At 52.1% G+C, this 26832-nt stretch carries 22 protein-coding genes and 1 pseudogene; 2 read left to right on the forward strand and 21 right to left on the reverse strand.

Annotated features, from left to right (window positions below):
• Nucleotides 1-1899: an AAA family ATPase gene (locus DXA97_RS08345; RefSeq protein WP_118719464.1), complete on the forward strand. Its 1899-nt coding sequence runs from the start codon at nt 1-3 to the stop codon at nt 1897-1899.
• 84 nt (nt 1900-1983) lie between these two features.
• Here DXA97_RS08345 and DXA97_RS08350 read toward each other — a convergent pair whose 3' ends face one another.
• The 11 genes from DXA97_RS08350 to DXA97_RS21535 all read right to left on the reverse strand — a co-directional run bounded on the left by DXA97_RS08350 (nt 1984) and on the right by DXA97_RS21535 (nt 12482).
• Nucleotides 1984-3720: an ATP-binding protein gene (locus tag DXA97_RS08350; protein WP_243107593.1), complete on the reverse strand. Its 1737-nt coding sequence runs from the start codon at nt 3718-3720 to the stop codon at nt 1984-1986.
• Entirely contained in the window at nt 3717-4400 is a 684-nt protein-coding gene (locus DXA97_RS08355) for a response regulator transcription factor (RefSeq protein ID WP_118719466.1), read from the reverse strand. The genes DXA97_RS08350 and DXA97_RS08355 overlap by 4 nt, the downstream gene beginning before the upstream one ends.
• A 12-nt stretch (nt 4401-4412) precedes the next feature.
• Nucleotides 4413-5060, reverse strand: a complete 648-nt coding sequence (phoU, locus tag DXA97_RS08360; RefSeq protein ID WP_118719468.1) for a phosphate signaling complex protein PhoU — start codon at nt 5058-5060, stop codon at nt 4413-4415.
• Nucleotide 5061: 1 nt separating this feature from the next.
• Nucleotides 5062-5811 (reverse strand): phosphate ABC transporter ATP-binding protein PstB, encoded by a 750-nt coding sequence (gene pstB / locus DXA97_RS08365; RefSeq protein ID WP_118719470.1) that lies wholly within the window; start codon nt 5809-5811, stop codon nt 5062-5064.
• A 91-nt stretch (nt 5812-5902) separates the two neighbouring features.
• On the reverse strand, nt 5903-6775 hold the full coding sequence (gene pstA / locus DXA97_RS08370) for a phosphate ABC transporter permease PstA (protein ID WP_118719585.1): 873 nt from the start codon (nt 6773-6775) through the stop codon (nt 5903-5905).
• A 32-nt stretch (nt 6776-6807) separates the two neighbouring features.
• Complete coding sequence (pstC, locus tag DXA97_RS08375) at nt 6808-7659, reverse strand: phosphate ABC transporter permease subunit PstC (protein WP_118540308.1); 852 nt, start codon at nt 7657-7659, stop codon at nt 6808-6810.
• 204 nt (nt 7660-7863) lie between these two features.
• Nucleotides 7864-8823, reverse strand: a complete 960-nt coding sequence (locus tag DXA97_RS08380; protein ID WP_118719472.1) for a substrate-binding domain-containing protein — start codon at nt 8821-8823, stop codon at nt 7864-7866.
• A 254-nt stretch (nt 8824-9077) separates the two neighbouring features.
• Entirely contained in the window at nt 9078-10325 is a 1248-nt protein-coding gene (glyA, locus tag DXA97_RS08385) for a serine hydroxymethyltransferase (RefSeq protein WP_118719474.1), read from the reverse strand.
• Nucleotides 10326-10562: 237 nt separating this feature from the next.
• Nucleotides 10563-11609, reverse strand: a complete 1047-nt coding sequence (locus DXA97_RS22035) for a DHHA1 domain-containing protein (protein WP_347561512.1) — start codon at nt 11607-11609, stop codon at nt 10563-10565.
• Nucleotides 11594-12337, reverse strand: coding sequence for a DHH family phosphoesterase (locus DXA97_RS22040; protein ID WP_347561513.1), 744 nt, complete (start codon nt 12335-12337; stop codon nt 11594-11596). Before DXA97_RS22040 ends, DXA97_RS22035 begins: the two co-directional genes overlap by 16 nt.
• A gap of 16 nt (nt 12338-12353) precedes the next feature.
• The gene (locus DXA97_RS21535; protein ID WP_279221142.1) at nt 12354-12482 is read right to left on the reverse strand and encodes a hypothetical protein; all 129 of its coding nucleotides are present in this window, start codon (nt 12480-12482) and stop codon (nt 12354-12356) included.
• 128 nt (nt 12483-12610) lie between these two features.
• Between DXA97_RS21535 and DXA97_RS08395 the strand changes: the two genes are divergently transcribed.
• Nucleotides 12611-14248, forward strand: coding sequence for a polysaccharide biosynthesis protein (locus DXA97_RS08395; RefSeq protein WP_118719476.1), 1638 nt, complete (start codon nt 12611-12613; stop codon nt 14246-14248).
• Between the two features lie 94 nt (nt 14249-14342).
• On the opposite strand, the gene DXA97_RS08400 is transcribed toward DXA97_RS08395, so the two are convergent.
• The 10 genes and pseudogenes from DXA97_RS08400 to DXA97_RS08440 form a co-directional block, all read right to left on the reverse strand.
• Nucleotides 14343-15233: an ABC transporter permease gene (locus tag DXA97_RS08400; RefSeq protein ID WP_118719478.1), complete on the reverse strand. Its 891-nt coding sequence runs from the start codon at nt 15231-15233 to the stop codon at nt 14343-14345.
• Nucleotides 15211-15708: a DUF4162 domain-containing protein gene (locus DXA97_RS22045; RefSeq protein ID WP_347561514.1), complete on the reverse strand. Its 498-nt coding sequence runs from the start codon at nt 15706-15708 to the stop codon at nt 15211-15213. The genes DXA97_RS08400 and DXA97_RS22045 overlap by 23 nt, the downstream gene beginning before the upstream one ends.
• A 23-nt stretch (nt 15709-15731) precedes the next feature.
• Nucleotides 15732-16172 carry an ABC transporter ATP-binding protein gene (locus DXA97_RS22050; protein WP_347561515.1) on the reverse strand — a complete coding sequence of 147 codons (441 nt, stop codon included), beginning with the start codon at nt 16170-16172 and terminating at the stop codon, nt 15732-15734.
• A complete protein-coding gene (locus tag DXA97_RS08410; protein ID WP_147355552.1) occupies nt 16172-18631 on the reverse strand; it encodes a hypothetical protein in 2460 nt (819 codons plus the stop codon). Before DXA97_RS08410 ends, DXA97_RS22050 begins: the two co-directional genes overlap by 1 nt.
• 31 nt (nt 18632-18662) lie before the next feature.
• Complete coding sequence (locus DXA97_RS08415; RefSeq protein WP_347561516.1) at nt 18663-19823, reverse strand: HAMP domain-containing sensor histidine kinase; 1161 nt, start codon at nt 19821-19823, stop codon at nt 18663-18665.
• A complete protein-coding gene (locus DXA97_RS08420) occupies nt 19813-20517 on the reverse strand; it encodes a response regulator transcription factor (protein ID WP_118719482.1) in 705 nt (234 codons plus the stop codon). Before DXA97_RS08420 ends, DXA97_RS08415 begins: the two co-directional genes overlap by 11 nt.
• 303 nt (nt 20518-20820) lie before the next feature.
• The gene (locus DXA97_RS08425; protein ID WP_118719484.1) at nt 20821-22968 is read right to left on the reverse strand and encodes an RNA degradosome polyphosphate kinase; all 2148 of its coding nucleotides are present in this window, start codon (nt 22966-22968) and stop codon (nt 20821-20823) included.
• A 3-nt stretch (nt 22969-22971) separates the two neighbouring features.
• Nucleotides 22972-24531: an exopolyphosphatase gene (locus tag DXA97_RS08430; protein WP_347561517.1), complete on the reverse strand. Its 1560-nt coding sequence runs from the start codon at nt 24529-24531 to the stop codon at nt 22972-22974.
• Nucleotides 24532-24690: 159 nt separating this feature from the next.
• Nucleotides 24691-25814, reverse strand: a pseudogene (locus DXA97_RS08435) (prephenate dehydratase domain-containing protein).
• Nucleotides 25815-25950: 136 nt separating this feature from the next.
• Nucleotides 25951-26703 carry a lysophospholipid acyltransferase family protein gene (locus DXA97_RS08440; protein ID WP_118719486.1) on the reverse strand — a complete coding sequence of 251 codons (753 nt, stop codon included), beginning with the start codon at nt 26701-26703 and terminating at the stop codon, nt 25951-25953.
• Between the last annotated feature and the right edge of the window lie 129 nt (nt 26704-26832).

A 26832-nucleotide genomic window follows, 5' to 3' on the forward strand; every position in this document is an offset into this window, starting at 1 on the left:
ATGCGGATACTGGATTTACATATCGACGGATTCGGCAAATTCCACGACCTCTCCGTCTCCTTCGATAAAGACTTAAATGTGGTTTACGGCAAAAATGAAGCCGGAAAATCTACCCTGCACACCTTCATCCGCTGCATGCTGTTCGGATTAGAGCGCGGGCGCGGACGTGCTGCCCGCGGCGACCTTTACAGCAAATATGAACCCTGGCAGAACAAGGGTGTCTACGGCGGCCAGATGCGGGTGGAAAAGGACGGTGTCATCTACCGTCTGGAACGCAATTTCCAGAAGGACCAGAAATCGTTTGTGATCGTAAATGAAACTGCCGGGAAGCAGGTGGAGCCCACCAAGGGCTTTCTGGACTTTCTCTTAGGAGGGCTCACCGAAACCGCCTACAACAACACCATCAGCATCGGCCAGCTCAAATGTGTGACCGAGGGCGGCATGGTGACAGAGCTTCGCAATTACATTGCCAACATGAACACCACCGGTAATCTTTCTTTAAATATCACAAAGGCTGCTTCCTATTTAAAGGGGCGCCGGAAAGAGTTTGAGCGCCAGCTCACCCCAGAGGCAGCCCGCACCTACACCGCGCTGCTGACCGAGATCAAAAACATCGAAAAAGAGATTTCCGCCCCGGAATACGAAAACCAGCTACGGACCTACCAGGACCTGCGTTCCCAGGTAAAGAACCAGCTTTCCGAAAAGCAGACCGAGCGCGAAACCCTGCTCCAGAAAATCGCAAAGGGCCGCCAGGCCTTGGAAGGCGCGCAGTTTACTGATGAGGCTTCCATCCGCGCTTACCAGGAGAATGCAAAAACTACTTACAGTCATTATCAGGAACTGGAAGAAACTGCTTCCCGAAAGGGACGCACAGTACTGCCTGTTATCATGCTGGTGCTTGCCATCTGCTCTACCATCGGGGCCGGTGTCCTCGGCTTTTTCAGTTCCCAGCCGATTTCCACCGCCACATCCGGTGCAGGCGCGCTGATGTCCGTATCGACCGGCGTGTCCCGCTATACCATATGGCTCATCTGTATTTTAAGTGCTGCTGCAGTCTTCTTTTTCGCTGTCGGGCTCATCTTCTTTATGAAGAACCGCAGCCTGCGCCAGGAGCTTTCCATGACGGAAAAGCTGCTGCAGGAAATTTTCTCCCGCCACCTGGGTGATTCCTCCATCTCCGAGGAGGCAATGAAGGCCTTCGAGGGCCGCATGGAAGAATTCATCCGCTTAAGCCAGGTGCTGGAGTGCTCCGAGCAGTCCGTAACGGAACAGGCCGCCGAGATCAGTGCCCTGCAGGAAAAAGAAACGGACTGCGACGATGTCATCTCCCGCCAGCAAAAAGCCCAGTGGGAGCTGGAAAAAAAGCTGGACCACCTGGCACACTGCAAGGACCAGACCGAATCCTTAAAGCAGGTTCTTGCCGAAAATGACCGCATCCGCGAGGAGATTACCGCCATTGACCTTGCTCTGGAGACCATGACCGAGCTTTCCGCCACCATCCGCGATTCCTTCGGACTTTACTTAAACAAGACTGCATCCGATTTAATCTCCGGGATCACCGGCGGCATCTATGACAGCATGAGTGTCGATGAAAACTTAAATGTCTTCATGAACACCCGCACCCGCCTTGTTCCGGTAGAACAAGTATCCAGCGGCACCATGGACCAGATCTACCTGGCCCTGCGCCTCGCCGCAGCAAAGCTCATCCAGCCGGAAGGCGACTACATGCCGCTGATCTTCGATGACAGCTTCGTACTCTACGACGAAGACCGGCTGCACACCGCCCTCAAGTGGCTGAAGAAGGCGTATCCGGGCCAGATCATCATCTTCACCTGCCACCAGAGGGAAGCGCAGATGATGACCGCCGACCAGATCGCGTATCACCTCGTTACAATGTAACAATTTGATTCACTTTAATAGGGCCGTGTGAGTTGCCTTTCGGCAACTCACACGGCCCTTGTCATATACTTAAATTGTTATTTTTTAGAACGTAATCCGCACGGTGGTTCCTTCCCCGGGCGCGCTCTTGAGCTCTACTTTCGCCTTATGATAGATGGCTCCGTGCTTTACGATGGAGAGTCCAAGTCCGGTGCCGCCGATCTGGCGGGAGTGGCTTTTATCGACCCGGTAGAAGCGCTCGAAGATGCGTTCCTGGTCTTCCGGCGGGATGCCGATTCCGTCATCTTCCACGGTGAGGACCGGGTGGTCTTTGATCATGGCGACATTGACTTCGACTTCACCAAACGGCTTGTTGTATTTGATGGCGTTGTCGCAAAGGTTGTAGATCATCTCGTCGAGGATCTGCGGGTTGCCGTTTACCACGGTTGGTTTTCCGGTAAGCATCAGTGTGACCTGATTTTTCTTTGCCACATCCTGCAGACGTTTTACCACATCGGAGGCAAGGAGATGTAAGTCGACCGGACTTTTTTCCATCTGGACTTTTTCTTCATCCAGCTGGGACAGTCGGATGATATCACCTACCAGCGTGATCAGCCGCTGGGCTTCTTTGTAGATCTTTCCGGAAAAACGGCCCATGTCTGCCGGCTGTACCATGCCGTTCATCATGATCTCTGCGTAACCGGAGATAGAGGTTAGCGGAGTCTTTAATTCGTGGGAGACATTCGCGGTAAATTCGCGGCGCAGTTCCTCGCGGCCCTGCTGCTCGGTGACATCCAGAATGACAACGACAGCGCCGCTGCGCTCTTCGGATTCTGCGACCGGGTTTGCGATGATCTGGTAATGCCGGTTCCCGACATCCAGCATTTCCTCACAGTGGCTGCCTTTTAAGGCTTCGTCCACGACCCTGCGGAAGTTTTCGGAACGGTTGATGCTGATGATGTTTACATTTGCATCTGTTTTTTCATGTTCTTCCCACGCCGCATTCCCATCATTCCCATGACGGCTTAGCATTCCTTCTTCCCCTTCCGAGATTCCCAGAAGCTTCAGTGCGCTCTTGTTGTAAGACATCACATCGCCTTTGCTGTCTACCACAAGAAAACCTTCGCGCATATTTTCCGTGATCGCGGAGAATTCTTCCTGCTTTTCTTTTAATATCTCCATCTGCTGGCGGATGGTTTCCTTCTGCTTTTCCAGGCGACGCACCAGCGGTGCCAGCTCATCGTATACATCTCCAGCCTGCGGATCGTCCGGATTCATCTGGTTGATCGGTGCGATGATCCGCTTGGTCTGGAACTCAGCCAGGATCAGAACTCCCAGAACGATCAGAACAGCCATGGCGATCATGACCGGAACGGTGTGGAATACCGTCGCGAGGGCACTCTTTGTGGTACTTGCCACGCGGATGACACTGCCATCACTCAGACGTGCTGCATAATAGTAGGTCTGCTCCGCAAGGGTGCGGGAGGTACGGACGCTCTCGCCGTGTCCATTTTTTAAGGCTGCCGCGATCTCCGGTCGGTCTTTGTGGTTTTCCAGGCTCTCGCTGTCCGCATAACTGTCATAGAGCACGCTGCCGTTTGCATCGACCCAGGTAATGCGGTTAACGCTGTTGCCGTCCCCGCGGCTTTTTAAATGAGAAAGGTAATCTTCCCCGGATACCTCCATGGCGGACTCCAGGTAGCGCACCTCGGTCATAACTGCCTGGCGCATCTGGGTCTGCAGATCCTGGCACAAAAGGAGCGTCGTGATCAACGCTGACACCACCATGGTCAGAAGTGCTACCAGACACAGATTCCAGTAGATTTTTCGTTTGATCTTCATGTTTCGGATTCCTCCAGCTTATAACCAACCCCGCGGATGGTCTCGATGCAGCGGCTGGCCTCGCCAAGCTTCTGTCTGAGTGTCCGGATGTGGACATCCACCGTGCGGGTTTCTCCGTCAAAATCATATCCCCAGATTTTGGATAACAGCTGATCTCTGGTCAAGACCATGCCCTTGTTTTCGGTCAGATAACAGAGCAGCTCAAATTCCTTGTACGTCAGCGCTACAGCAGTTCCGTCTACCGTTACCACATGGCGGTTTAAGTCCACGTGAATCGGACCGGCGGTGCAGGCATCGGTGCGTTTTTCTTTTTCCGGCTCTGCCCGGCGCAAAAGGGCGCGCACCCGGGAGACCAGCTCCATCATGCCAAACGGCTTTGGTATGTAATCGTCTGCGCCACTGTCCAGGCCAACTACCTTGTCATATTCGGTTCCCTTGGCTGTCAGCATGATAACGGGAAGCCGTTTTGTGGGGTCGGCATCCCGCAGCTTCTTTAAGATGGTCAGGCCATCTTCATCCGGAAGCATGATATCAAGGAGCACCAGTGACGGATAGTCCTGTTTCATGGCATTCCAGAAATCCTTCGCGCAGGGAAACCCCTTTGCAGTAAGACCCGTGGTCTGCAGCGTATAGATTACAAGTTCCCGGATACTTTCATCGTCTTCTACCAGATAGATCATCTTTTTCTCCTTTTATTCCAAGTGGGTTCCCGTGATGGAATACTCCACCCACTCTGCAATGTTGGTGGCATGATCTCCGATTCGTTCAAAGTATTTGGCGATCATCAGCATGTCGATACAAAACTCGCCCATTTTCTCGTCGGTGCTTCCGGCACTCAGCATGCCGATCAGCTCCTCTTTTACTTTGCCGAACAGATCATCCACTACATCATCGTACTGGACCACTTCTTTTGCAATGTTGAGATCCCGTTTTACATAGGAATCGATGCTCTGGGTCACCATGCGCATGGTCGCATCGGCCATGTCGCGGATATGCAGGCGGCTCTTTGCCTCGCGGTCATCCACAAAGCCGCAGATTTCCGCGATATCGGATGCCTGGTCACCGATCCGCTCCATATCGGAGATCATTTTCAGTGCGGAAGAAACCTGACGCAGGTCCTTCGCTACCGGCTGCTGCTGCAAAAGAAGGCGCATACAGAGATTCTCGATGTCGCGCTCCTTCTGGTCGATCTCGTGGTCGGCCTTGTAGACATCCTTGGTAAAGTCCCCCTCACCCATCAGCGTGCGGGACGCGTACGAGATCGCATCCTCACACAGTGCTCCCATGCGGATCAGCTCCACATTCAAAAGCTCCAGCTGTTCATCAAATCGATTGCGCATATCAGCCAAACCTCCCCGTAATGTAATCTTCTGTCTTCTTGTTCTTCGGCATGGAGAAGATCTGCTCAGTCTCGCCGAACTCGATCACTTCGCCCATCAGGAAGAATGCGGTCTTGTCAGAGATTCGCGCTGCCTGCTGCATGTTATGGGTTACCATGACGATAGTATAATCTTTTTTCAGTTCCACCGCAAGGTCCTCGATCTTGGAAGTTGAGATCGGGTCCAGTGCAGAGGTCGGCTCATCCATCAGAAGTACTTCTGGCTGCACGGCCAGTGCTCTTGCGATGCAAAGACGCTGCTGCTGTCCTCCGGAAAGTCCCAGCGCACTCTTTTTTAAGCGGTCCTTTAACTCATCCCAGATGGCTGCGTCGCGCAGGGATTTCTCTACGATGTCATCGAGCTGTGCCTTGGAGCGGATGCCGTGGGTACGCGGTCCGTAGGCGATGTTGTCGTAAACACTCATCGGGAACGGGTTTGGCTTCTGGAACACCATGCCGACCCGCTTTCTGAGAAGGTTGATGTCCATGTCCCCGTAGATGTCTTCCCCGTCAAGCAAAATGCTTCCGCTGATGCGGCATCCTTCTACCAGGTCATTCATGCGGTTTAAGGATTTTAATAAGGTGGATTTTCCGCAGCCGGACGGACCGATAAACGCCGTGATCTCGTTGGCCTGGATATTTAAATTGATTCCTTTTAAGGCTTTAAAATCGCCGTAATACAATTCCATGTTGCTGATTGTTAGCTTATCCATACGTTACCTCTCTGTTTTTGGATGCCGCGGCACCTTTTGCGCCGCAGCCAGAATACTGAGCCGTTTTTCCAGATTGTTCTTCCACCGGAAATTAAGCGGTCTTTCCGGATACTTTCTTTGCAATGAACCCGGATACTGCGTTGATACAAACTACGATCACCAACAGCACTACTGCCGTAGCGTAGGACTGGTTGGTGTAAACTCCTTCATTGGTCAGCACGTACATGTGCACTGCCAGGGTCCGGCCAGAGCCGAATAAGTTGGATGGAATGCCTGCAACGGTTCCCGCTGTATACATCAGTGCCGCGGTCTCGCCTACAATACGGCCGACCGCCAGAATGATACCTGCCAGAATTCCAGGTACTGCCGATGGCAGAACCACCTGGAAAACGGTGCGGAGACGTCCGGCACCAAGGCCGAAGCTTCCTTCCCGGTAAGAATCCGGGACCGCTTTTAATGCCTCCTCCGTGGTTCTCATGATCGTTGGAAGGATCATGATCGCCAGTGTCATGGCGCCGCCTAAGATGGTGTAAGACCAGCCAAGCGCCACGGCAAACAGAAGAAATCCAAACAGACCATATACAATGGATGGAATGCCGGTCAGGGTCTCTGCGGTGATCCGCACGATATTCACCAGCCGGTTGCCACGTTTAGCGTATTCCACCAGATAGATGGCCGCGAAAATGCCAAGGGGAACTGCGATCAGCAGGGAGAGCCCTGTCATGATCACCGTATTGACGAGTGCCGGCATGAGGGATACATTCTCACTGTTGTATTCCCACGCAAACAAACTCGGAGTCAGATACGGGATTCCCTTGATCAGAATATAAGCCAGTAAAAACAGTAAGGTCATCACTGTCAGAAGTGCCGATGCCGATACCATGATCAGAAGCACCAGAGACAGCGGACTGCGTTTGTAGGACTTTAACCGCTGCCCGAAGGTCTGGCGGTTGATCGCCTGCATTTCGATATTTTTCTTTTCCATAGCTGCTTCCATTATGCATTCGCCTTTCTGCTGATAACTGAAAACGACAGGTTAATGATCAGAATGAATACGAAAAGGACTACCGCCGTGGCGATCAGCGCTTCCCTGTGGAGATCCGTTGCGTATCCCATTTCCAGAACGATGTTTGCCGTCATGGTGCGGACACCCTGCAAAATGCCCTTCGGCATACGTGCCTGGTTTCCGGCTACCATGATGACCGCCATGGTCTCACCGATGGCACGGCCAACACCTAAGATCACACCGGCCAGAATACCGGATTTTGCTGCCGGAAGTGTAGCGAAAAATACGCTGCGCTCATGGCTGGCCCCCAGTGCCAGGGAACCTTCGTAATAGCTGGACGGTACGGCATTGATCGCGGATTCCGACACGCCGATGATCGTCGGCAGGATCATGATTCCAAGCAGAATCGATGCGGTCAGCATGCTCTTGCCGCTTCCGCCAAACAGGGTGGAGACAACCGGTACAATCACAACCATACCGAAGAATCCATATACAACCGAAGGGATTCCTGCCAGCAAATCGATCGCCGGCTTTACAATCTTGTAAACACGCTTCGGACAAAACTTCGACATAAAGACTGCAGTCAGAATGCCAATCGGCACTCCGATGATGACGGCACCGGCTGTCACGTAAATGCTGCCTAAGATCATCGGCAGGATGCCAAAGAGGTTATTGCCCGGTTTCCACTTTTCGCCGGTTAAAAAGTTCAGGACTCCGATCTTTCCGATCGCCGGAATACCATTTGCGAACAGGAATACACAGATCATGGCAACACACAGAATGGACACGCAGGCACTGAGTAAAAATACTGCGTGCATCAGCTGTTCTTTCAGATTTTTCATGGTTCTCACTTTCTTTCCTTATAAAAGCGGAAGATATGCAACCTTTATCTTTCCGCATGCCTTACAGTCAGACAGGGCAGCCGGTTCTTCGTTACGGTCTGCGCCGCGCTTCAACGATGTCGCCCTGCTGCCCTGTTTGTTTTCTTGCTAAACTACTGTAATTCTACAGCAGACCGTCTGTTTTAAGTGTCTTGCTGTTACTGCTTACTGAACGTCTGCCCAATCGGTGATTGCACCGGTAAAGATGTCTTTTACGTTCTCGCTGGTCAGCTCGGTAACCGGGCTCTCATTGTTGACTACAACTGCGATACCATCCATTGCGATGACGGTCGGGGTCAGACCAGCTTCCAGTTCGCTGTCCTTTAAGTCTCTGGATGCCATACCGATATCACAGACACCCTCGATTGCGGAAGTCATACCAGTGGTGGAATCAGACTGCTGAACCTCGATCTCTACATCCGGGTTTACAGCTACATAAGCCTCTTTCAGCTTCTCCATAACCGGGGTTACGGAAGAAGAACCTGCAACAACAACCTTGCCCTTTAAACCGGAAGCGGTGTAAGCACCCTCATTGCCCTGGCTGATGTAACCGTTGTCCTCAACAACCTTCTGGCCATCCTCGCTCATGATGAAGGTGATGAAATCAGAAGCAACATCGCTTAAACCATCCTTTACTGCAATGTTGAACGGACGTGCTACCTTGTACTCGCCAGCCTTGATCGCATCGACGCTTGCCTCAGCACCGTCGATGTTAACTGCCTTTACGGTGTCATTTAAGGAACCCAGGGAAACATAACCGATTGCTCCGGTGTTGCCTGCGATGGTGGTCATCATAACGGAGGTGCTGTTGGTGATCTCTGCATCCTCGGTGGTGTTGTCTACCTTCTCGCCTGCATCGTTCTTGGTCTCAATGCCGAACAGCTCGATGAATGCGCCTCTGGTACCGGATCCATCCTCACGGGAAACCACGGTGATCGGGCCTTCTGCCTTGCCGCCAGCTGCTTCGGTGGTCTCTTCTGCTTTTGTATCTGCCTCGCTTGCCGCCTCAGTCTTTGCTGCCTCGGTAGCTGCTGCAGTTGTCTCTGCCGGTTTGCTGCCGCCACAAGCAGTCAAGCTTGCAATTGTCATACCCATTGCTAATACCATTGCTAATGTCTTCTTCATAATACGTGTTCTCCTCTTTTCTTTGTTTATACATTCATTTCAGTTCCTTGCATGTTTACTGTGATTTCCGGGGTTTTCTTTCTCTCCCAACCACAAGTGCATTGTAAAATTTGAATGTAAAATCAAAAAGAGGGGATATGTTAAATATATGTAAAGCAAAACAACAAGAAAAAGGACCGGAAATCCTGCCCCGCCACATAGCGGGGATAGGATTTCCGGTCCCTAATACGTTCCAGTTCTTATTTCATTCTATTTTATTCGTACAGCGGATACTTCTCACACAGCTTCGTTACTTCGCCGCGGATGTAATCTGCCTTGTTCTCGAAATCGGTTGCTGCCAGCCAGATGCACTCTGCGATCTTCGGCATATCCTCTTCCTTTAAGCCGCGGGTGGTAATGGCCGGGGTTCCGATGCGGACACCGGAGGTTACGAACGGGCTTCTCGGCTCATTCGGAACGGTATTCTTGTTCAGGGTGATGAATACTTCATCACAACGGTTCTGAAGTTCCCTTCCAGAGACGTCCATGCCGCGCAGGTCTACCAACATTAAGTGGTTGTCGGTACCGCCGGTTAACAGCTTGAAGCCCTGTGCTACCAGTGCTGCTGCCAGTGCCTTCGCGTTCTTGCGAACCTGTTTCTGATACTCGGTAAACTCTGGCTTCAATGCCTCGCCCAGGCAGACTGCCTTTGCTGCGATCACATGCTCTAACGGACCGCCCTGGGTTCCCGGGAAGATGGCTTTGTTGAAGTTGAACTTCTCAGCAGACTCCTTGCTTGCCAGGATCATGCCGCCTCTCGGTCCGCGCAGGGTCTTGTGAGTGGTAGTGGTTACCACGTCTGCGTACGGGATCGGGCTCATATGCTCTCCTGCTGCTACCAGACCTGCGATGTGTGCCATATCTACCATGAGGTATGCACCAACCTTGTCTGCAATCTCGCGGAAACGCTTAAAGTCGATCTCTCTTGCGTATGCACTTGCACCTGCAAGGATCAGTTTCGGCTTATGCTCTACAGCCAGACGCTCTACCTGGTCGTAATCGAGGAAGCCCTCATCGTTTACACCATAGGATACAATGTTGAAGTAAAGGCCGGAAAAGTTCACTGGGCTTCCGTGAGACAGATGACCGCCATGGTCGAGGCTCATGCTGAGTACGGTGTCACCTGGTTTTAACATAGCCAGGAATACTGCCATGTTTGCCTGTGCGCCGGAATGCGGCTGAACGTTGGCATACTCACAGCCGAACAGCTTCTTTGCACGCTCGATTGCGATGGTCTCTACCACGTCGATGTACTGGCAGCCGCCGTAATAGCGCTTTCCAGAGTAACCCTCCGCATATTTGTTGGTCAGCACGGTTCCCATTGCCATCATGACCGGCTCAGATACGATATTTTCTGAAGCGATAAGCTCCAGATTTCTTCTCTGACGTGCGGCTTCCTGCTCAATTGCCTTGCCGACTTCCGGGTCATAGTTTTCGATAAATTTCATTACCTCATTAACCATGGGCTTTGTCTCCTTTTCCGCAAATGCCCTCTCTGATACCTTTCAGGCAGTTGCTTTCCTTTGCATTTGTTGTGACACAACGATTCCCGTAGAATACAGGCCGCCACGTTGTGACAAAGGCACTGGTCAGCCCAGCGCCTTCGCGGTTATTTACGCTCGATTATAGTACAGCGTTTTCTAAGTGTCAAGCAATTATGAGTCTGTACAAAAAATTGTGAGAATCATAAAGAAAAATCTTTAAGAATGCAGTTTGTACGCCCGCACCACGATCTGCAGTGTCCGGTTTCCATTGTACTCATTGATATCCGGATAGTAGATCACATCGATACTTCTGCTTTGCTTTGCTTCTTCCACAAACTGATCTGCCACGGTAAACACCATGGCTTCCATGGGGCGGCCCTGTTCACTTACCACCGTCATGCGGACGGCATTGTTGTTGCGGCCGATGGCCCGCACACTGCGGATACGCAAATTTTTCTGCGCAAACTGCGGCTTTTCATTGCCCTGTCCGAACGGTTCTAAGCTCTTTAACTCATTTACCAGCGCTTCGGATATGTATTCCAGCGGCATCGCCACATCGATCCAGATTTTTGGGATAAAATCCTCTTTTGTGAGCGTGGACTGCTCGTTTAAGCGGCGGCGGAACTCTTCCACATTTTCTTCCTTTAAAGAGAAACCGGCTGCCATCGGATGGCCTCCGAATTTTAAGAGCAGATCCTGTACGCCGCACAGAGCCTTATACATATGGTAGCTTTCAATGGAACGGCCGGAGCCTTTCACGCAGTCCTCACCCTTTGTCAGCACAAATGAAGGTTTATTGTAGGCCTCGCGCACTCTTCCGGCGATAATTCCCGCCAGGGATTCATGACAGTCCGGCAGGTATACGACCAGAACATCATCCTGCGAAAGCTCGGTACCGACCTGCTCAAAGGCCTGCTCCATGCCGGCCTGAGTCATGTCTTTGCGCTCTTCGTTCAGATTTTTAAGTTCTGCTGCCAGCGCTTCTGCCCGGGAATGTCCCTGCTGCATGCATACAGCCATCTTCCCCTGTCCATTCTGTGTCCCGGAAGCAGAAAGCAGACCCTCCGAAGTTTCTTCTCCGCACAGCAACAGTTCCAGTGCCAGCTGTGCGGTCTTCAGCCGTCCGCTTGCGTTTAAACAGGGACCGATCACAAAGCCGATGTGGTACGCTGTCAGGTCGAAGATGTCCAGACCACAGGCTTCCACCAATGCACGCAGTCCGGCACTGGCGGTATACGGCATCTGCTTTAAGCCCCAGCGCACAATGATGCGGTTCTCATCCTGCAGCTCATCACATCACCGACGGTTGCAATGGCTGCAAATTCCAGCATGTCCAGCCATTCCTGCTTTGGTACCCCGCTCTGTTCATAGAGCACCTGCACCAGTTTGTATGCAACAACACCACCGCAGATTCCGGCAAACGGGTACGAACAGTCGTCCCGGTGCGGGTTCACGACTGCATCTGCCTGTGGCAGAATCTGGCTGCCGTCCTCCGTGCGGACTACCTCATGGTGATCGGTCACAATCACCGTCATGCCAAGTTCTTTTGCCAGCCTGATCTGTTCCAGCGCCGCAATGCCGTTGTCACAGGTGACAATGGTGTCGATGCCGTCTTCCTTCGCCTTTTGGATGATGGATTCGTTGATCCCGTACCCGTCGCGGATGCGCTCCGGAATCTGGTAATCGACCTGCCCGCCGCACCGGGTCAGTCCCCGGTACAAAAGATAGGTAGAACACACCCCGTCGATATCGTAATCACCCACAATGCGGATGCGGACCCCCTGCCGGATCTTTTCCAGGATCAAAGCAGCCGCCTTGTCCATATCCTTCATCTGGTGGGGATCGTAAAGCTGGTCGATGGTTCCATTTAAATAACGGTCAATCGCTTTCTCGCCTTCTACATCACGGTTCCGCAGGATACGCGCCGTGACCGGACTGATATGAAACCGTGTGGCGATTCCGTTAAAATCTGCCCGTTTTGTCTGAAGCATCCAGACAGACTCCTGATTATTCTTCATATAATATCATGATCCTTTCATAACTATCAAAACATGCCGCGCCCCAACGAAAATCCATGCTCTGCCAGACTTGTCCGTCCAGAACCTTCGAAGTCGCCAGCACCAACCATTCTACCATATCTCCCCTCCCATTTCCAGATTGCAATCATATCGCCGATGGGATATACTGTTACTGTTCCGGCAAAACTTTTTCTATATACAGATATCGTTTTGTCCAGATGCAATTACTAAAGGAGAAATTTACGTATGGGTAACAATAAGGAAAAATCCGACTCCGGCAACTTCCTGGTACAGGGAAGCATTCTCGCCGCAGCCGGTATCATCGTCCGCTTTATCGGACTTCTCTACAAGATTCCTATGACCCGCGCCATCGGAGACGAGGGAATCGGTTACTACAACACAGCCTACGAAATTTATAACATTGGTCTGATCCTGTCTTCCTACAGTCTGCCGCTCGCCATTTCCAAGCTGATCGCGGCAAGACGCGTGCACGGCAAGATTCAGGATGTACAGCGTGTTTTCCGGGCCGGCCTGCTCTTCGGCCTTGTCGCAGGCGGTCTTATGACGCTGTTTTTGCTGTTTGGTGCGGACTGGATCACCGTCCATATCTTCAACAGCCCAAACAGTGCCCTGCCACTTAAGGTTATGGCGCCGACCATTCTGGTCTTTTCCATTATGGGTGTAGTGCGCGGCTATTTCCAGGGACTCGGCAACATGGTACCGACCTCCATCTCCCAGGTTATTGAGCAGGTGGTAAATGCTGTGATCAGCGTTGTGGCCTCCTTTGCTTTCATGCACTGGTTTGCAAACCGCGAAACCCCGGCTGCCTACGGCGCTGCAGGCGGCACCCTCGGTACGCTTTCCGGTGCCCTGGCTGCCTTTGTATTCCTGACTCTTTTGATGTTCCTTTACCGCAAACAGAATGCGGCAGCTTTCCGGAAGCCGCAGACAGACCGCCTGGAAAGCTGGCAGCATGTATACACCGCGTTATTTCTGACTCTGACCCCGATCATTCTCAGCCAGTTTGTGTATCAGTTAAGTGGTTCTGTGGATAACTCCATGTTCGGCTTCTTGATGAGTGAAAAAGGCCTGACAGAAAAAGAACGCCTTTCCCTCTTAGGCATCTACGGCGGCAAATACCGCCTGCTTTCCAATGTACCGGTAGCCGTAGCTTCCTCCCTGGGTACTTCCATGATCCCAAGTATCGTGCGCTCCCGCGCCCAGAAAAATAAGGCGGATGTCATGTACAAGATCCGCCTTACCATCAAATTTAACATGCTGATTGCCATTCCATGTGCCTTCGGCATGGCAGCACTGGCAACTCCGGTTCTGCGGCTGATCTTCCACGACAGCCGCCAGCTGACCACCAATCTTTTGATGCTTGGTGCACCGGCTGTTATCTTCTTTTCCCTCTCGACTGTCACGAACGCCGTCTTGCAGGGAATTGACCTGATGCGCAAATCCGTGACCCACTCCGCCATCTCCCTAATCATCCACGCCGCACTGGTTTACGTGATGTTAAAGTATTTAAACTGGGGGGTATACGGACTGGTCATCGGCAATGTAACCTTTGCCCTGGCAGTCTGCCTTTTAAACTGGCGTGCCATCGGCAGGGCCTTACGCTACCGCCAGGAAGTAAAGACCACCTTCCTGCTGCCCTGCATCTGTGCCGCTATCATGGGCGTTGCTGCCCTTCTGGTCTACACCGTGATTGAACGCATCACCGGCTATTACCAGCTTGGACTTCTCATCAGCGTTCCAGCAGCGATGGTCATCTACGGACTCCTGATCATCCTGACCAAAGCTGTCACCGCAGAGGAGCTTCCGGACATGCCGTTCGGCATGCGGGTCCTGCGCCTGTGCCGGAAGCTGCACCTCATGTAAATTTAACAATTTGATTAACTTTAATAGGGCCGTGCGAGTTGCCTTTCGGCAACTCACACGGCCCTTGTCATACATACATTTAAATTGCTATATTTTAGGACCTCCTCTGCTCCACGGCCCGCACGGCGCAGAACACAAACAGCGCCGCAAGGACCATCTGGATCCCCATGCTGATTCCCATCCAGTGGGTGATGACAAGCCCTTCCTTCTGGTTTCCGAACCAGCTTCCAACCTGCACCCAGCTCTGGTTTGTAGCTGCAAGACGGCCAAGCACCTGCGCAAAGGTCGCAATGGGGTTTAAAAGCAGCACATACAAAAGCTCTCCGGAGGCGCCGGATACCCCGCCGGACTCAGCCGATGCCAGGTATTCCCCGATCCGCATCTGGTTGATGTAGGTGACCAGGAAATTGATCCCGTAGGTTCCGGCTGTCAGCACGGCAGTCACCGCATAGGCCGCTACCGTAGCTGCTGTTGTCCGCTTAAAAAGCACAGAACAGCATAAGCCGATGCTTCCCATAAACACGGCTGCCGCAAAAAAACAGCATAACAATAGAGCAAGATCAGAAAAAAGGATACCACCATACACAAATACCATGGCTAACACCGGAAGGCTGGAAACCACCATCAGAAACATGGTGCCAAGCGCTGCTTCCAGCTTTCCCAGAACAATATCCACCGGAGTCATACAGGTTGTCAGCATCAGGTCGAGAGTCTGGCGTTCCCGCTCTCCGCTGATGCTCCCTGCCGTCACTGCAGGCATAATGAGGATGAGCATCAGAAATTCCAATGCTGCCACAAACATGTAAAGATCCAGGAAACCGGTGTACTGCACCTCTGCTGTCAGCCGCACCTGGGCCAGCGCTGAATACATATTTAACAGTGCCACCAGCGCCAGGATCCCGTTAAAAATCAGAAGCACCAGTGCCAGCTTAAAACTTCTGGCACTGACCATGCACTCCCGCTTATAGACCGGATTCGTCTTCATAGGACAACACCACCTTTTCCTCATTATGATCCGTGATCTGCATAAAGATCGACTCCAGGCTTCCCGGCTCACGCATAAAGCCGCGCACCGGGATCCCGGCCTCGATCATCTGCTTTAAGAGCTCGCTCTCCATGTGCTCGTCCCCGGTAAAGCCCACCATGATATCTTTTTCGCTGATGGTCATGGTGCGCACCATCGGATTTTCCTTTAAAAATGCGATGGCCTTTTCTAACTGCCCCGGCACACTGATGATGATCTGTCTGGAGGTATAAAGGCGCTCCATGATCTCATCCATGCTGCCGGAAAGCACCATTTTCCCGGCATCGATGATACCGATATCCGTGCAGAGTTCGGAAAGTTCTGCCAGATTGTGGGAACTTAAGAGAATGGTCTTTCCCTGTTCGTGAAGCTCCCATACCATCTGCCTGAATTCCATATGGGTCCGTGGATCCAGACCAGCCGTCGGCTCATCCATGATCAGGAGCTCCGGGTCATGGATCAGGCCCTGGCCAGACAGAGACGTTGCTGCATTCCCCGGGAAAGGCCATCTACGAAGGCATCCATCCGGCCGCCCAGTCCCACCTGCTCCAGCAGGTTTCTGGCACGCTTTCTCGCCTCAAAGCCCTCTAAGTGGTAGCAGGCCGCAAAAAATTCCATGTACTCCGACACCTTCAGATTGTCATACAGGCCAAAATGGTCCGGCACATAGCCGATCCGCCTTCTAAGCGCCATTGTGTCTGCCAGCATATCGGTCCCATCTAATGTTACGCTTCCCTGGTCCGGCTTTAACAACCCGGTCATAATCTTGATCGTGGTTGTCTTTCCGGCTCCGTTTGGCCCTACAAAGCCAAACAGGGCTCCGTCCGAAAGCTCCATGTCCAGACCGTCCAGGGCGTGGTAATTGCCGTATTTTTTATGTAATCCCTGAATCTTCAGCATTATCGTTCCCTCCCTGCTACCATCGGCATTGGAAGCTGGATCGCATCGAGCCCGCTGCCGTTATAGGCATAGCGTACCGTTAAAGTGTTGCCCGGTGAGAGATACGGCTTTAGCTGCTCTACATTCAGCGTCGTTCCCTCTAACTCCATCCGGTCAAAGTTTCCGGTCGCATAGTTGTAAAAATAGATGCTTCCGGTGAAAATATGGCTTATGCTGCCGCTTCCGGTGTCTATAAATTCCTCCGACACACTCTCAAAGGTCAGGCTCTCTACTTCAATATCGGTTCCAAACTGATATTCCAGTGTCAGCGGCTCTGCCCCGCTCATGGAGTTGGTTTCCGCGTCATAGCTTCCGCCGTTCACCCTCGGAACCTTCATCAGTACCGACCGGTAAATGGAGTGGTCGCGGGAGGCATTGACTGGAACCGTCTGGGTCAGCATGGTAATACCATAGGTTTCCTCAGACGGGTTCTTCAAAAACTGGCTTTCCTCCTTCTGGGTGCTGAACGCAATGACCCGGGCATCTGCCGTGTAGCCGGTTAAGTAGTTATCCAGATAAAAGCGGGTCAGGTTAGAACGCTCCACAGCCAGCATATAGCTGCGGTTCCGGATATCGGCTGAGGCGTAGGTATCCTCGCCGGAAATATGCTCTGCCGCCAGGTAGGAATCGCCAAGCGGGTAACGCAGCAGCGGGTAACCCGCCAGATCCTTGGTCTCACCTGCTTCCATGCGTCCAAGCTGCACCATATTTCCGTACAGGATCAGGGTTGCATTCTCGATCGGGTACGGGAAACGGTTCGTCAGGCTGCCCTGGAGCTGTCCTTCAAAATAGTCCACCTCGCCGGTGATCCCCACCTTTTCTGAATTTTCCGTGCGGCGCTCCAGCCGGAAATAACGCGGTGTGAAGGCAGAAATATTCTGTCCCTTCACCGTCAGCGCATCCTCACCCGTGCAGATGGCGATCTGGTAAGGTGCATCTACATCCAGAGACTGGCCACTCACCGTATACTGGGTACTCCGGGTGATCGGGAGCAGACGGTAGCCCGGGTCAAGCTCCACCGTATACGGACGGTTGTAAGGATTGCGGATGTTAATATAGGTCGTATCCGTCACATAATCGTCCGTCACATCCTCAATGGAGGCATAAGTATAGAAGGTGGAACGGAAACGGGTCGGTATGCCAAGCACATACACCAGGCCGGAAAAGCCAAGTGCCACGATCACCACGCCCTTGCGGTACAGGTTCTGAAGACCACGCCCGCGCAAAAACAGGTAAAGACCCGGCCCTAAAATGAGCAGGTAAAGGCCGGTTATCCCCACATACAGCCAGAGGTTCGGAAGCTTATCCACATCGCCGGTGTTGATAAGGCCCTGTACGGCCCAGAAGCGGCTGGAATTGCCGCTGTAAACCACCTCTGCCAGCTGGTTGATGCGTTCCTCACCAAGCAGGCTCGTAAACAGGTAATCTACATACGAGGTCTGCTTTTCACAAAACTGCGCGATATCGCCCAGGTCGAAGGCTGCCACCGCAACCATTCCCTGCTCCTTGGCCGCTGCGGTCAGAAGCGGGAAACCATTGCTGGAAAGGATCACATTACCGCCGTGCAGCGGCACATCCACACAGGATATCGCCAGCATACCGGCACCCGGCTCGTTCACTGCCGTAAAATCCTCTGCCAGGTTAATATGGGTGATGTTCGGCGTTCCGTAGGAATCGTCCAAAAGCTCCGGCGCAAACCGGCCCAGCGTGTCATCGACCCGGTCACCGGTTCCTAAGATCAGCACACCGCCATTCTGGACCCAGTTCATGATCGCCGCTGTCTGCATTCCGGAAAGCTCCCTCAGCTTATAATCGTTTACCACCAGCACATCGAACTGGCTCAGTCCTACCTCTTCCTCCGGAAATTCACTGCCGTCCAGCTCAAAGGTCCGGGTGCGCAGGGTGCTGTAATTGATTCCCACTCCATTCAGGTAGTGGAGCTCCCACGGGGCATCCGATAAGATCCCGACAAACAGCTCCGGCACATCCCGGCTTACATTCAGCTTCACTTTCCGGTTCAGCAGCACAGCTTCCGATTCATCCACCAGGGAAAGCACCAGCTCATCGGCCGCTGTACCGAGCGGAATATAATAACAAGAAGTCCTGCTCCCGTTTGCCTCTACCTCAACCGGGTAGTCATAACGGTAAACCGTTTCATCGGACTCCCGGGTCTTGATCTCCAGTGTTCCCTTAACCGGGGTTTCCTGGTTATTCCCTACCGTGACATGCACCGGCAGGTACCGCCCGCCCTTTGCACTGTCCTCATAGCCATAGCTTATCTCCATGCTCACCGGGTCTTCCTCAGCCCGGGCCGGAACCAGAAAAGCCAGATTACCGAAAAAGCAAGCCGCAGCCAGAAAGACTGCAGCCTGCTTTATGGTTCTGGCTCTCTGGATCCCTGAACGTTCATTTCTATTCATCCACATCAGAGTTCTCCAAATCATTCACTGTTCACGCATGCGTGCCCAGCTCTCCAAAATGTTCCTTGTCCACATCGAAATCTACCTGAAGGGTTACGGTAAACACTGTGCCGTTTAAATCACTCTTTACCGTAATGGTCCCGCCATGCATATCGACGATATTTTTTACGATGGCAAGTCCCAGTCCGGTTCCCCCGGTGTGGGTAGAGCGGGACTGCTCGACCCGGTAGAACTTGTCAAAGATCAGCGGAAGCTCCTCCGCCGGGATCACATAGCCGTAGTTGGTGACCGAAACCTGAACGGTGTCCGCCGCAGCCATTACCTTAACCGTGATCCGCTTACCCTCCGCGCCATATTTGATGGCGTTGCCTATGAGGTTATCGAACAGGCGGGCCAGCAGGTTGCCGTCTGCCGTAATGATCTTGGCAGGCACATTGCTCTGCAGCTCATAGGAAAGTCCTTTATTCGCAAAGTTCGGATAGGATTCCTCCAAAAGCTGTCCTAAAAGCTTTACAATGTCCACCTTGGACACATGCATGGCAAGCTTTCCGTAATTCATCTTGGTAAAGCCAAACAAGTCCTCGATCAGCTTTTCCAGACGTTTGGCCTTGCTGTAGGCGATATCGATATACTTTTTCTGCATTTCCGGCGGCAGCACCACCTGACCAGACAAAAGCTCCAGATACCCGATGATGGAGGTCAGCGGCGTGCGCAGGTCATGGGCTACATTCGTGATCAGCTCATTTTTGGTGCGCTCCGACTCCCGCTCCTTATCCATCAGACGGCGGATATCCTCCACCATCTTGTTCAGATTGGAGGCCATGGAGGAAAATTCATCGTCTCCCACCACCTCCACCTTGGTGTTTAAATCCCCGTCAGAAATCCGTTCTACTACATCGGAGATCCGCCCGATATAGGCTGCCGACTTTTCCTGCAAAAGCAGAAAGGTCACCGAAAATGCCAGAATGCCGATCAGCACATAGCCCAGGACCACTACCACATCTGACTGCCCCACCATATTGAGAAGGGCACTCGACTGCTCAGAGCGCTTTGCGTATTCTGCCAGCATCGTCAGGTTTGTCACCAGAAAGATGTCGATCAGGCAGGCCACCAGTGTACTGTAAATGATGTTCACGATGACCCGCGTATGGTAGCGGTGGCTCAGATCGCTTTTTCTGCTGTTATTTTTCAATTTTGTATCCTACCCCCCACACTGTGGTGATGATCTTGTCCTGGCGCTCGTCTTCCTTCATTTTGCCGCGCAGACGGCGGATATGTACCATAACGGTGTTGTTTGCCTCATACACCTTCTCATTCCAGACCTTCTCAAAGATCTCGTCCGTGCTGAATACCTTGCCCGGATTGGAGGCCAGGAGATATAAAATATCGAACTCGATCGGGGTCAGCTTCACCTCTTCGTCATAAACGGTTACCTTATGATTGTCCTTGTTGATGGTGAGTCCGCGGATGCTGATCTCGTTCTTCAAGGTCTCATGCACGTTGCTGCTCGGATTTAACTGGGTATAGCGGCGCAGCTGGGATTTCACCCGGGCAGTCAGTTCCAGCGGGTTGAAGGGCTTTACTACATAATCATCGGCACCTGTGCCCAGTCCCAGGATCTTATCCAGATCGGTCGATTTTGCGCTCAGCATGATGATCGGGATGTTATTGGTCTCCCGGATCTTTTTGCACATTTCTAAGCCGTTCATGCCCGGCATCATGATATCAAGGAGGCATAACTGGATGTCCTCCTTCTCCAAAATGTCCAGGCCATCCTGTGCATTGGATGCCTTAAATACTTTATATCCGTCGCTTACCAGATAGATTTCTACCAGATCCGCGATCTCCTGTTCATCGTCTACTACCAGAATATTGGTTTCTGCCATGACTCATTCCTCCTCGTGTATCTATCGTTATTCGGGAAACCGTGCAGCTATGCAGGCCCCGTTCTTTTTATTCGCATACTGCGCAGGCAGCAACAGACATTCACCCGATCCGGTTTCTGGCCTGTCCCTCACAGTTACCTTCAGTGTACCATAAAACAGCCCTTCCTGCCTTACTTTTTTATTACATTTCCGGGTAAAACAGGAAAAGGATATGTCTATCTGCACAATGGGTGAATGCAAAAAGGATGCACCCGGGCTATGGGCACATCCTTTTCCTATTCACACTTATATCCAGCCTTCAGGCTACAGCCCCTGGCCCTCCGACGGCACAAACACACGGGTATTGTGCACATCATCCCGGGCAGTAGCTGCCTTTGCCATAGCCACAGCCTCTTCGCAGAACTGCTCCTGCGCTGTCACAAGCACCTTGCCGCGCTTGTCGATCTTTTCGTAGGTGCCGTCAGGCTGCAAAATATGAGCCTTCACATTATCGGCCAACTGCACCTTGAGGATATGGATCACCTGCTCCTTTAAGGCCGGATCCTCGACCGGGAACATGATCTCGACACGCTTATCTAAGTTACGCGGCATCCAGTCGGCACTTCCCATGTAAACCTCCGGGCTTCCACCATTCTCAAAATAGAAGATCCGGGCATGCTCCAGGAAATTTCCCACAATGGAATGCACCGTAATATTTTCGCTTAAGCCCGGCACACCTGCCTTCAGGCAGCAGATGCCACGGACCACCAGCTCGATCTTTACACCGGCGCAGGATGCCTCATACAGGCAGGCAATGATCTCGCGGTCGCAGAGGGAATTCATCTTCGCCATGATGTGGGCTGGTTTTCCTTCCCTTGCGCGGGCAGTCTCCCTGCGGATCATGCGGACGCAGCGGTTGCGCAGCCACAACGGTGCCAGGATCAGGCGGTTCCAGGTCGGCGGCTCAGAATAGCCGGAAAGCATGTTAAAGACTGCCGTTGCATCCTCCCCCATCAGCGGGTGGCAGGTTATAAGACCGCAGTCCGTGTAAAGCTTTGCCGTGGAATCATTGTAGTTTCCGGTTCCCAGATGTACATAGCGGCGGATGCCGTCTTCCTCGCGGCGCACCACCAGTGTGATCTTACAGTGTGTTTTTAAGCCAACCAGACCGTAGATCACATGGCAGCCGGCCTTCTCTAACTTCTTTGCCCAGTTAATGTTGTTTTCCTCATCAAACCGCGCCTTTAACTCCACCAGAACCGATACCTGCTTGCCGTTTTCTGCTGCCTCAGCCAGGGCTGCAACGATCGGGGAATGTCCGCTGACACGGTACAGTGTCTGCTTGATCGCCAAAACATCCGGATCCTTTGCTGCCTTCTGCACCAGCTCTACGACCGGGTCAAAGGTCTGGTATGGATGATGCAGGAGGATATCGCCCTTGCGGATGTTGGTAAAAATATCATCGTCATTCATAAATGCCGGGACCGGCTGCGGGGTATAGGACGGTGCTTTTAAGCTGTCAAAACCGCTCATACCGTACATTTTCATAAGGAAGGTCAGATCCAGCGGGCCGCTGATCTCGTAAATGTCCTCATTGCTGACTGCAAGCTCCCGCTTTAAGATCTTTAACAGGCGCTTGTCTACCTTTTCTTCTACCTCCAGACGGATGACCTCGCCCCACTGGCGCTTCTTTAACTGCTTCTGGATCTCCTCTAACAGGTCTTCTGCTTCTTCTTCATCTAATGTAAAGTCCGCGTTTCTCATGATACGGAACGGATGGGCACTGACAATGTTGTAGTTTAAGAACAGATCCTTCATGTTGCGCTCGATGATCTCCTCCAGGAGAATGACGCGGCGCTCCCCATCCGGTCCTGCCGGAAGCTCTACGATACGCGGCAGCACAGACGGAACCTGCACCATGGCAAATTCCAGTTCCCCGTCTTCACTGTCTTTTTTCTGTACCAGCGCCGCAATATTTAAGGATTTATTGCGGATCAGCGGGAATGGCCGGGAGGAATCCACCGCCATAGGGGTCAGCACCGGGTAGACATCATCATGGAAGAACTGGTCTACAAAGGCACCATCCTCCTCAGAAAGCTCCTCATGCTCACAGATGATCTGCAGGCCCTGCTGTTTTAAGGCCGTCAGCAGAGACCGGTTATAGGTGGAATACTGGAGATTTACCAGCTCGTGGGTTTTGGCCCCGATCAGCTCCAGCTGCTGCTCTGCCTTGAGGCCCGCAATATCGGCTTTCTTATATTTCGCATGGACCATATCCTTTAAGGATGCCACACGAACCATGAAAAACTCATCCAGGTTCGATGCTGTGATACTCAAAAACTTTAACCGCTCAAACAGCGGAATGGTCTTATCTCTTGCCTCGCCCATGATCCGGAAATCGAATTCCAGCCAGCTCAGCTCACGGTTTACATAATTTTCATGTTTCAGATATTTTTCATCAATCTCTGCCATGGCCTACACTCTCCTTTTTTGTCTTAAAACCGGACGGATCCCGAAGATTTCCTCAAAGAAATCTCCCTTGTCCGCGATCGATATGGATTCCAGCGTTACGTCAGACGCACAGTCTGTCTGAATGACCAGCTGGTTCTCTTTTATACTTAAGCGGCAGTCCTTCAGCTTTCCTGCATGTCCCCGGTCCATGGAATTGGCCAGTCTGAGAATGGCTGTCAGCTTGGCGATCACAATGGAAAGGTCCTCCGTGGATGCTAGGCGGTTGTCCTTAGACGGCTTCTCCGACACCTCTACCTCATTATAGCGGAATTTCTGCTGGTGATACTTCACCACATTTGCCACGATCTCACGCTCTACATGGGAAAGTCCGATGATCTCCGTAGCCATGATGATGTTGTAGCCGCAGTCCGTGGACCCGCGCATGGTCACGAACTTGCCGCAGGAATGCAGGTTTGCCGCGATCTGTAAAAGCAGGCGTTCCCGCTGTCCCAGCCCGTGGTATTTCTTTAAGCTGTCAAATACCTTAAGGGCTGCCTCCTCCACATTCTGGATGTGCGGCATATGGCACTTATAGCGCTTTGCCATGTTGCGGGAAGTCACAATGATGTCGTTCTCAAAGCTGTGGTGGAAACGGATCAGCTTTTTATCCTCTGCGTACTCTGCTGCCATGCCATCGGTCATGTGGATGCCCGGCACCCAGATCACCTCTGCTCCGGTAATCTCCAGCATCCGCTTGTACATGGCTGCCGCCGGGAACAGAAGGCTTGCATACTCCTCGTTTACATCAAAGAAGTCCTCGGTCTGGGCAAGCGTCATGCCCTTTAAGTGCTCATAAAACCGGTTAAAATCCTGGATCGTGATCTGTTCAGATCGCCTGCCCTCATCCATCTTATAATAAAGTGTAAGGATCGGCTCACCAATCGCGATCAGGTTCTTCACCTCGCGGTCTTTTAAATACATTTTCCGGTAAGTGACCAGCTCATTATCGATCAGCTCAGCGATCAGGTTCTGTGCTCCCTGCTGCGTCAGCTTCTCATGCGCGATCAGCTCCCGCAGGCGGAGCACGCCAAGCGGCAGGTTCTGGGTGGAAACCAGTGCATCCTTATCGAACAGGGATGCCTGCATGCTTCCAAAGCCCACGTCCACGATCGCGGTTCCGCGCTGGATGTTTTTCTGGAATTCCGCATCCTTCGCAGCGATCGCCTTGTAGCTGATAAAACGCTGCTCCGAGTTGCTGATGATCTTTACATCCACACCGGTCCGCACGCGGAGCTGCTCTAACACGATCTGGCTGTTTCTGGCCTCACGCATGGCACTAGTCGCATAGGCCCGGTATTCCTTCACCTGATATTCCTTCATGATCCGGACAAAATCACAAAGGACCTGGCACATTTCCTCCACCAGCCGGTAGCTGATCTTTCCTGTATTGTAGGTGTCCTTGCCCAGCGCGATCATATGCTTCACCTGGTCAACTGAACGGACCACCCCTTTTTCCGTAATCTCATAAATGCCAAGCTCCAGTTCAAACGAGCCGACATCGATTGCTGCAAATGTACGTACCATAATCTGTCCCTCCCTGCAAAATCGCACGCAACACACTTCTATATACTTTACCCGCAGGATGTAAAATAGCGGAGCGTCCTATGTAAAATTTGGGTTAAATGCTCAGAACGGCCCGGCAAATCCGCACTGCCTCGTGCGGGCTTACCGAACCGTTATTCATTAATAATTGCCAAGGATCTTAAAATTCAATGCCTCCGCACCGATGCCGCGCAGTGCGTTTTTCACACCGGCATCCTGCAGGTTTCCTTCGATATCCACAAAGAACCGGTATTCCCAGTTTCTTCCCGGGATCGGCCGGGATTCGATCATCATCATGTTGACATGGTTAAAGATGAAGTTTCCCAGCATGTTATACAGTGAACCGCTGGTATGCGGCAGCTCAAAGCAAAGGCTGATCTTTCCTGCATTCTTCTGGTAGACCTTGCGGTTTGCCAGAATGATAAAGCGGGTCGTATTGCCCTGGTTGTTCTGGATAGCCGGCTTCAACAGCTCCAGGCCGTACAGCTTTCCGGCAATCTCGCTGGCTACTGCCGCCTGGGTCTTGTCCCCCTCCTCGACCACACGCTTTGCAGCTACCGCGGTATTCTCCACGCTGATCTGCTTGAAACCGTTATCGTTTAAAAACTGGGAACACTGCATGAGCGCCTGCGGGTGGGAAAATACAGTCTTGATATCGGAAGCTTCGCTCCCGGCACACCAAGCAGCGCATGCTCAACCGGAAGAAATGTCTCTGCCACAATATAATTATCGTAGCGGGTCAGAAGATCGTACATATCGATGACCGCTCCTGCAGAGGAATTCTCGATCGGCATCACCGCATAGTCCGCATTTCCCAGCTGTACCTCCTTCATGGCATCCTCAAAATGTGCCACATGATAGATGCTTGCGTTCTCCCCGAAATACTGGAGCGCCGCTGCATGGCTGTAAGCACCCTCCACACCCTGGTGTACCACGCGCACACCATCCATAGGAAGCTTGTCCAGACGCTCAAACCCCAGCTTCAAGGCTCTTCCATGCTCTGCCAGGATCGAGTACTGGTATTTGCGGCTGATGGACATCATCTGGGAAAAGAGCTCCCGCACCGCAACCTGGTTAAATTCACTGTCTGCCATGGCACTGACCGCGTCCAGCTTCTGCTTTTCGCGCTCCGCGTCGTAGACAGCCTTTCCGGAAGCGATCTTGGTCTCTGCCACCTTGCCACAGATGTCCATGCGCTCCTCAAATAACTTTACGATCTGTTTATCGATCACATCTAATTTATTTCTGCATTCCAGTAAATCCACGGTTTCTCTCCTTTTTCTCGGTATCTTTCAAATGTTTGGCCCAGGAAATGCTACTACCCACACGCGTACGCAAACCGCAACCAGAAACATTCTACCTGGTACGGTTCTACCTGATACCGTTCTGCTTGGTACGATTCTATTTGGTCCGCTTCCGCTCTTCCTGCTCTCTCACCAGCATTTCCTTGATTTTTGCTTCGGTGTACGCACCGGCACGTTTCCGGTCCTCTGCCGGAAGCTCTTTGATGTAAAACGGTTCCCCGAACTCGATCGTTACATGGGACGGGCGGATAAACGGAAAGTGCTGCTCCAGGATCTGGGCAGTTCCGGTAATGGCTACCGGCACAACCGGGCACCCGGACTTTTCTGCGATCTTTAAGCTTCCTTCTTTGAAACCCAGCATTTCTACCGGGTCCTCTGCCTTGCAGCGCGTTCCCTCCGGGAAGATCCACATGGAAGAACCACCTTTTACTTTTTCAATTCCTTCCAGAATCGTCTTGAGTCCCGCCTTGATATCCTTGCGGTCCAGAAACAGGCAGTTCACATTGCGCATCCAGTCACGCAAAAGCGGAATTTTTTCCATTTCTTTTTTTGCCACAAAGCCAGTCTGTCCCGGCACAACAATATAGCCGCTCACAATATCAAAGTAGCTTCTGTGGTTGCCCACATAAAGCACCGGCTTATCCGGAATGTTTTCAAATCCTTTTACCGTTAACGTAGAACCGGTCAACCGGAAAATCATATGAAAAATCTGCTTCACTACCTTTAACGCATATTCTTTCTGGCGGTTTTCGTTGTTCTTCCAAACATATTTTTCTCCGATCAGAAGCGGCAGTGCGCTCACCAGGAGAAATACCACAACTACCAGAAGAATCAGTATTACTCGTATCATCCCACACCTCATTTGTCTCGCAGCTTATTTTTCAACTGCTCCATTTTTTAGATTTATACCGTAGATTCCAGTATATAAAAAAAGAGAGGCAAAAACAAGTCATTCGCCTCTCTTTTTTCATTGCTTTGT

Origin of the sequence: Clostridium sp. OF09-36, from assembly GCF_003481985.1 — a bacterium.
Lineage (GTDB): Bacteria > Bacillota > Clostridia > Lachnospirales > Lachnospiraceae > Brotaphodocola.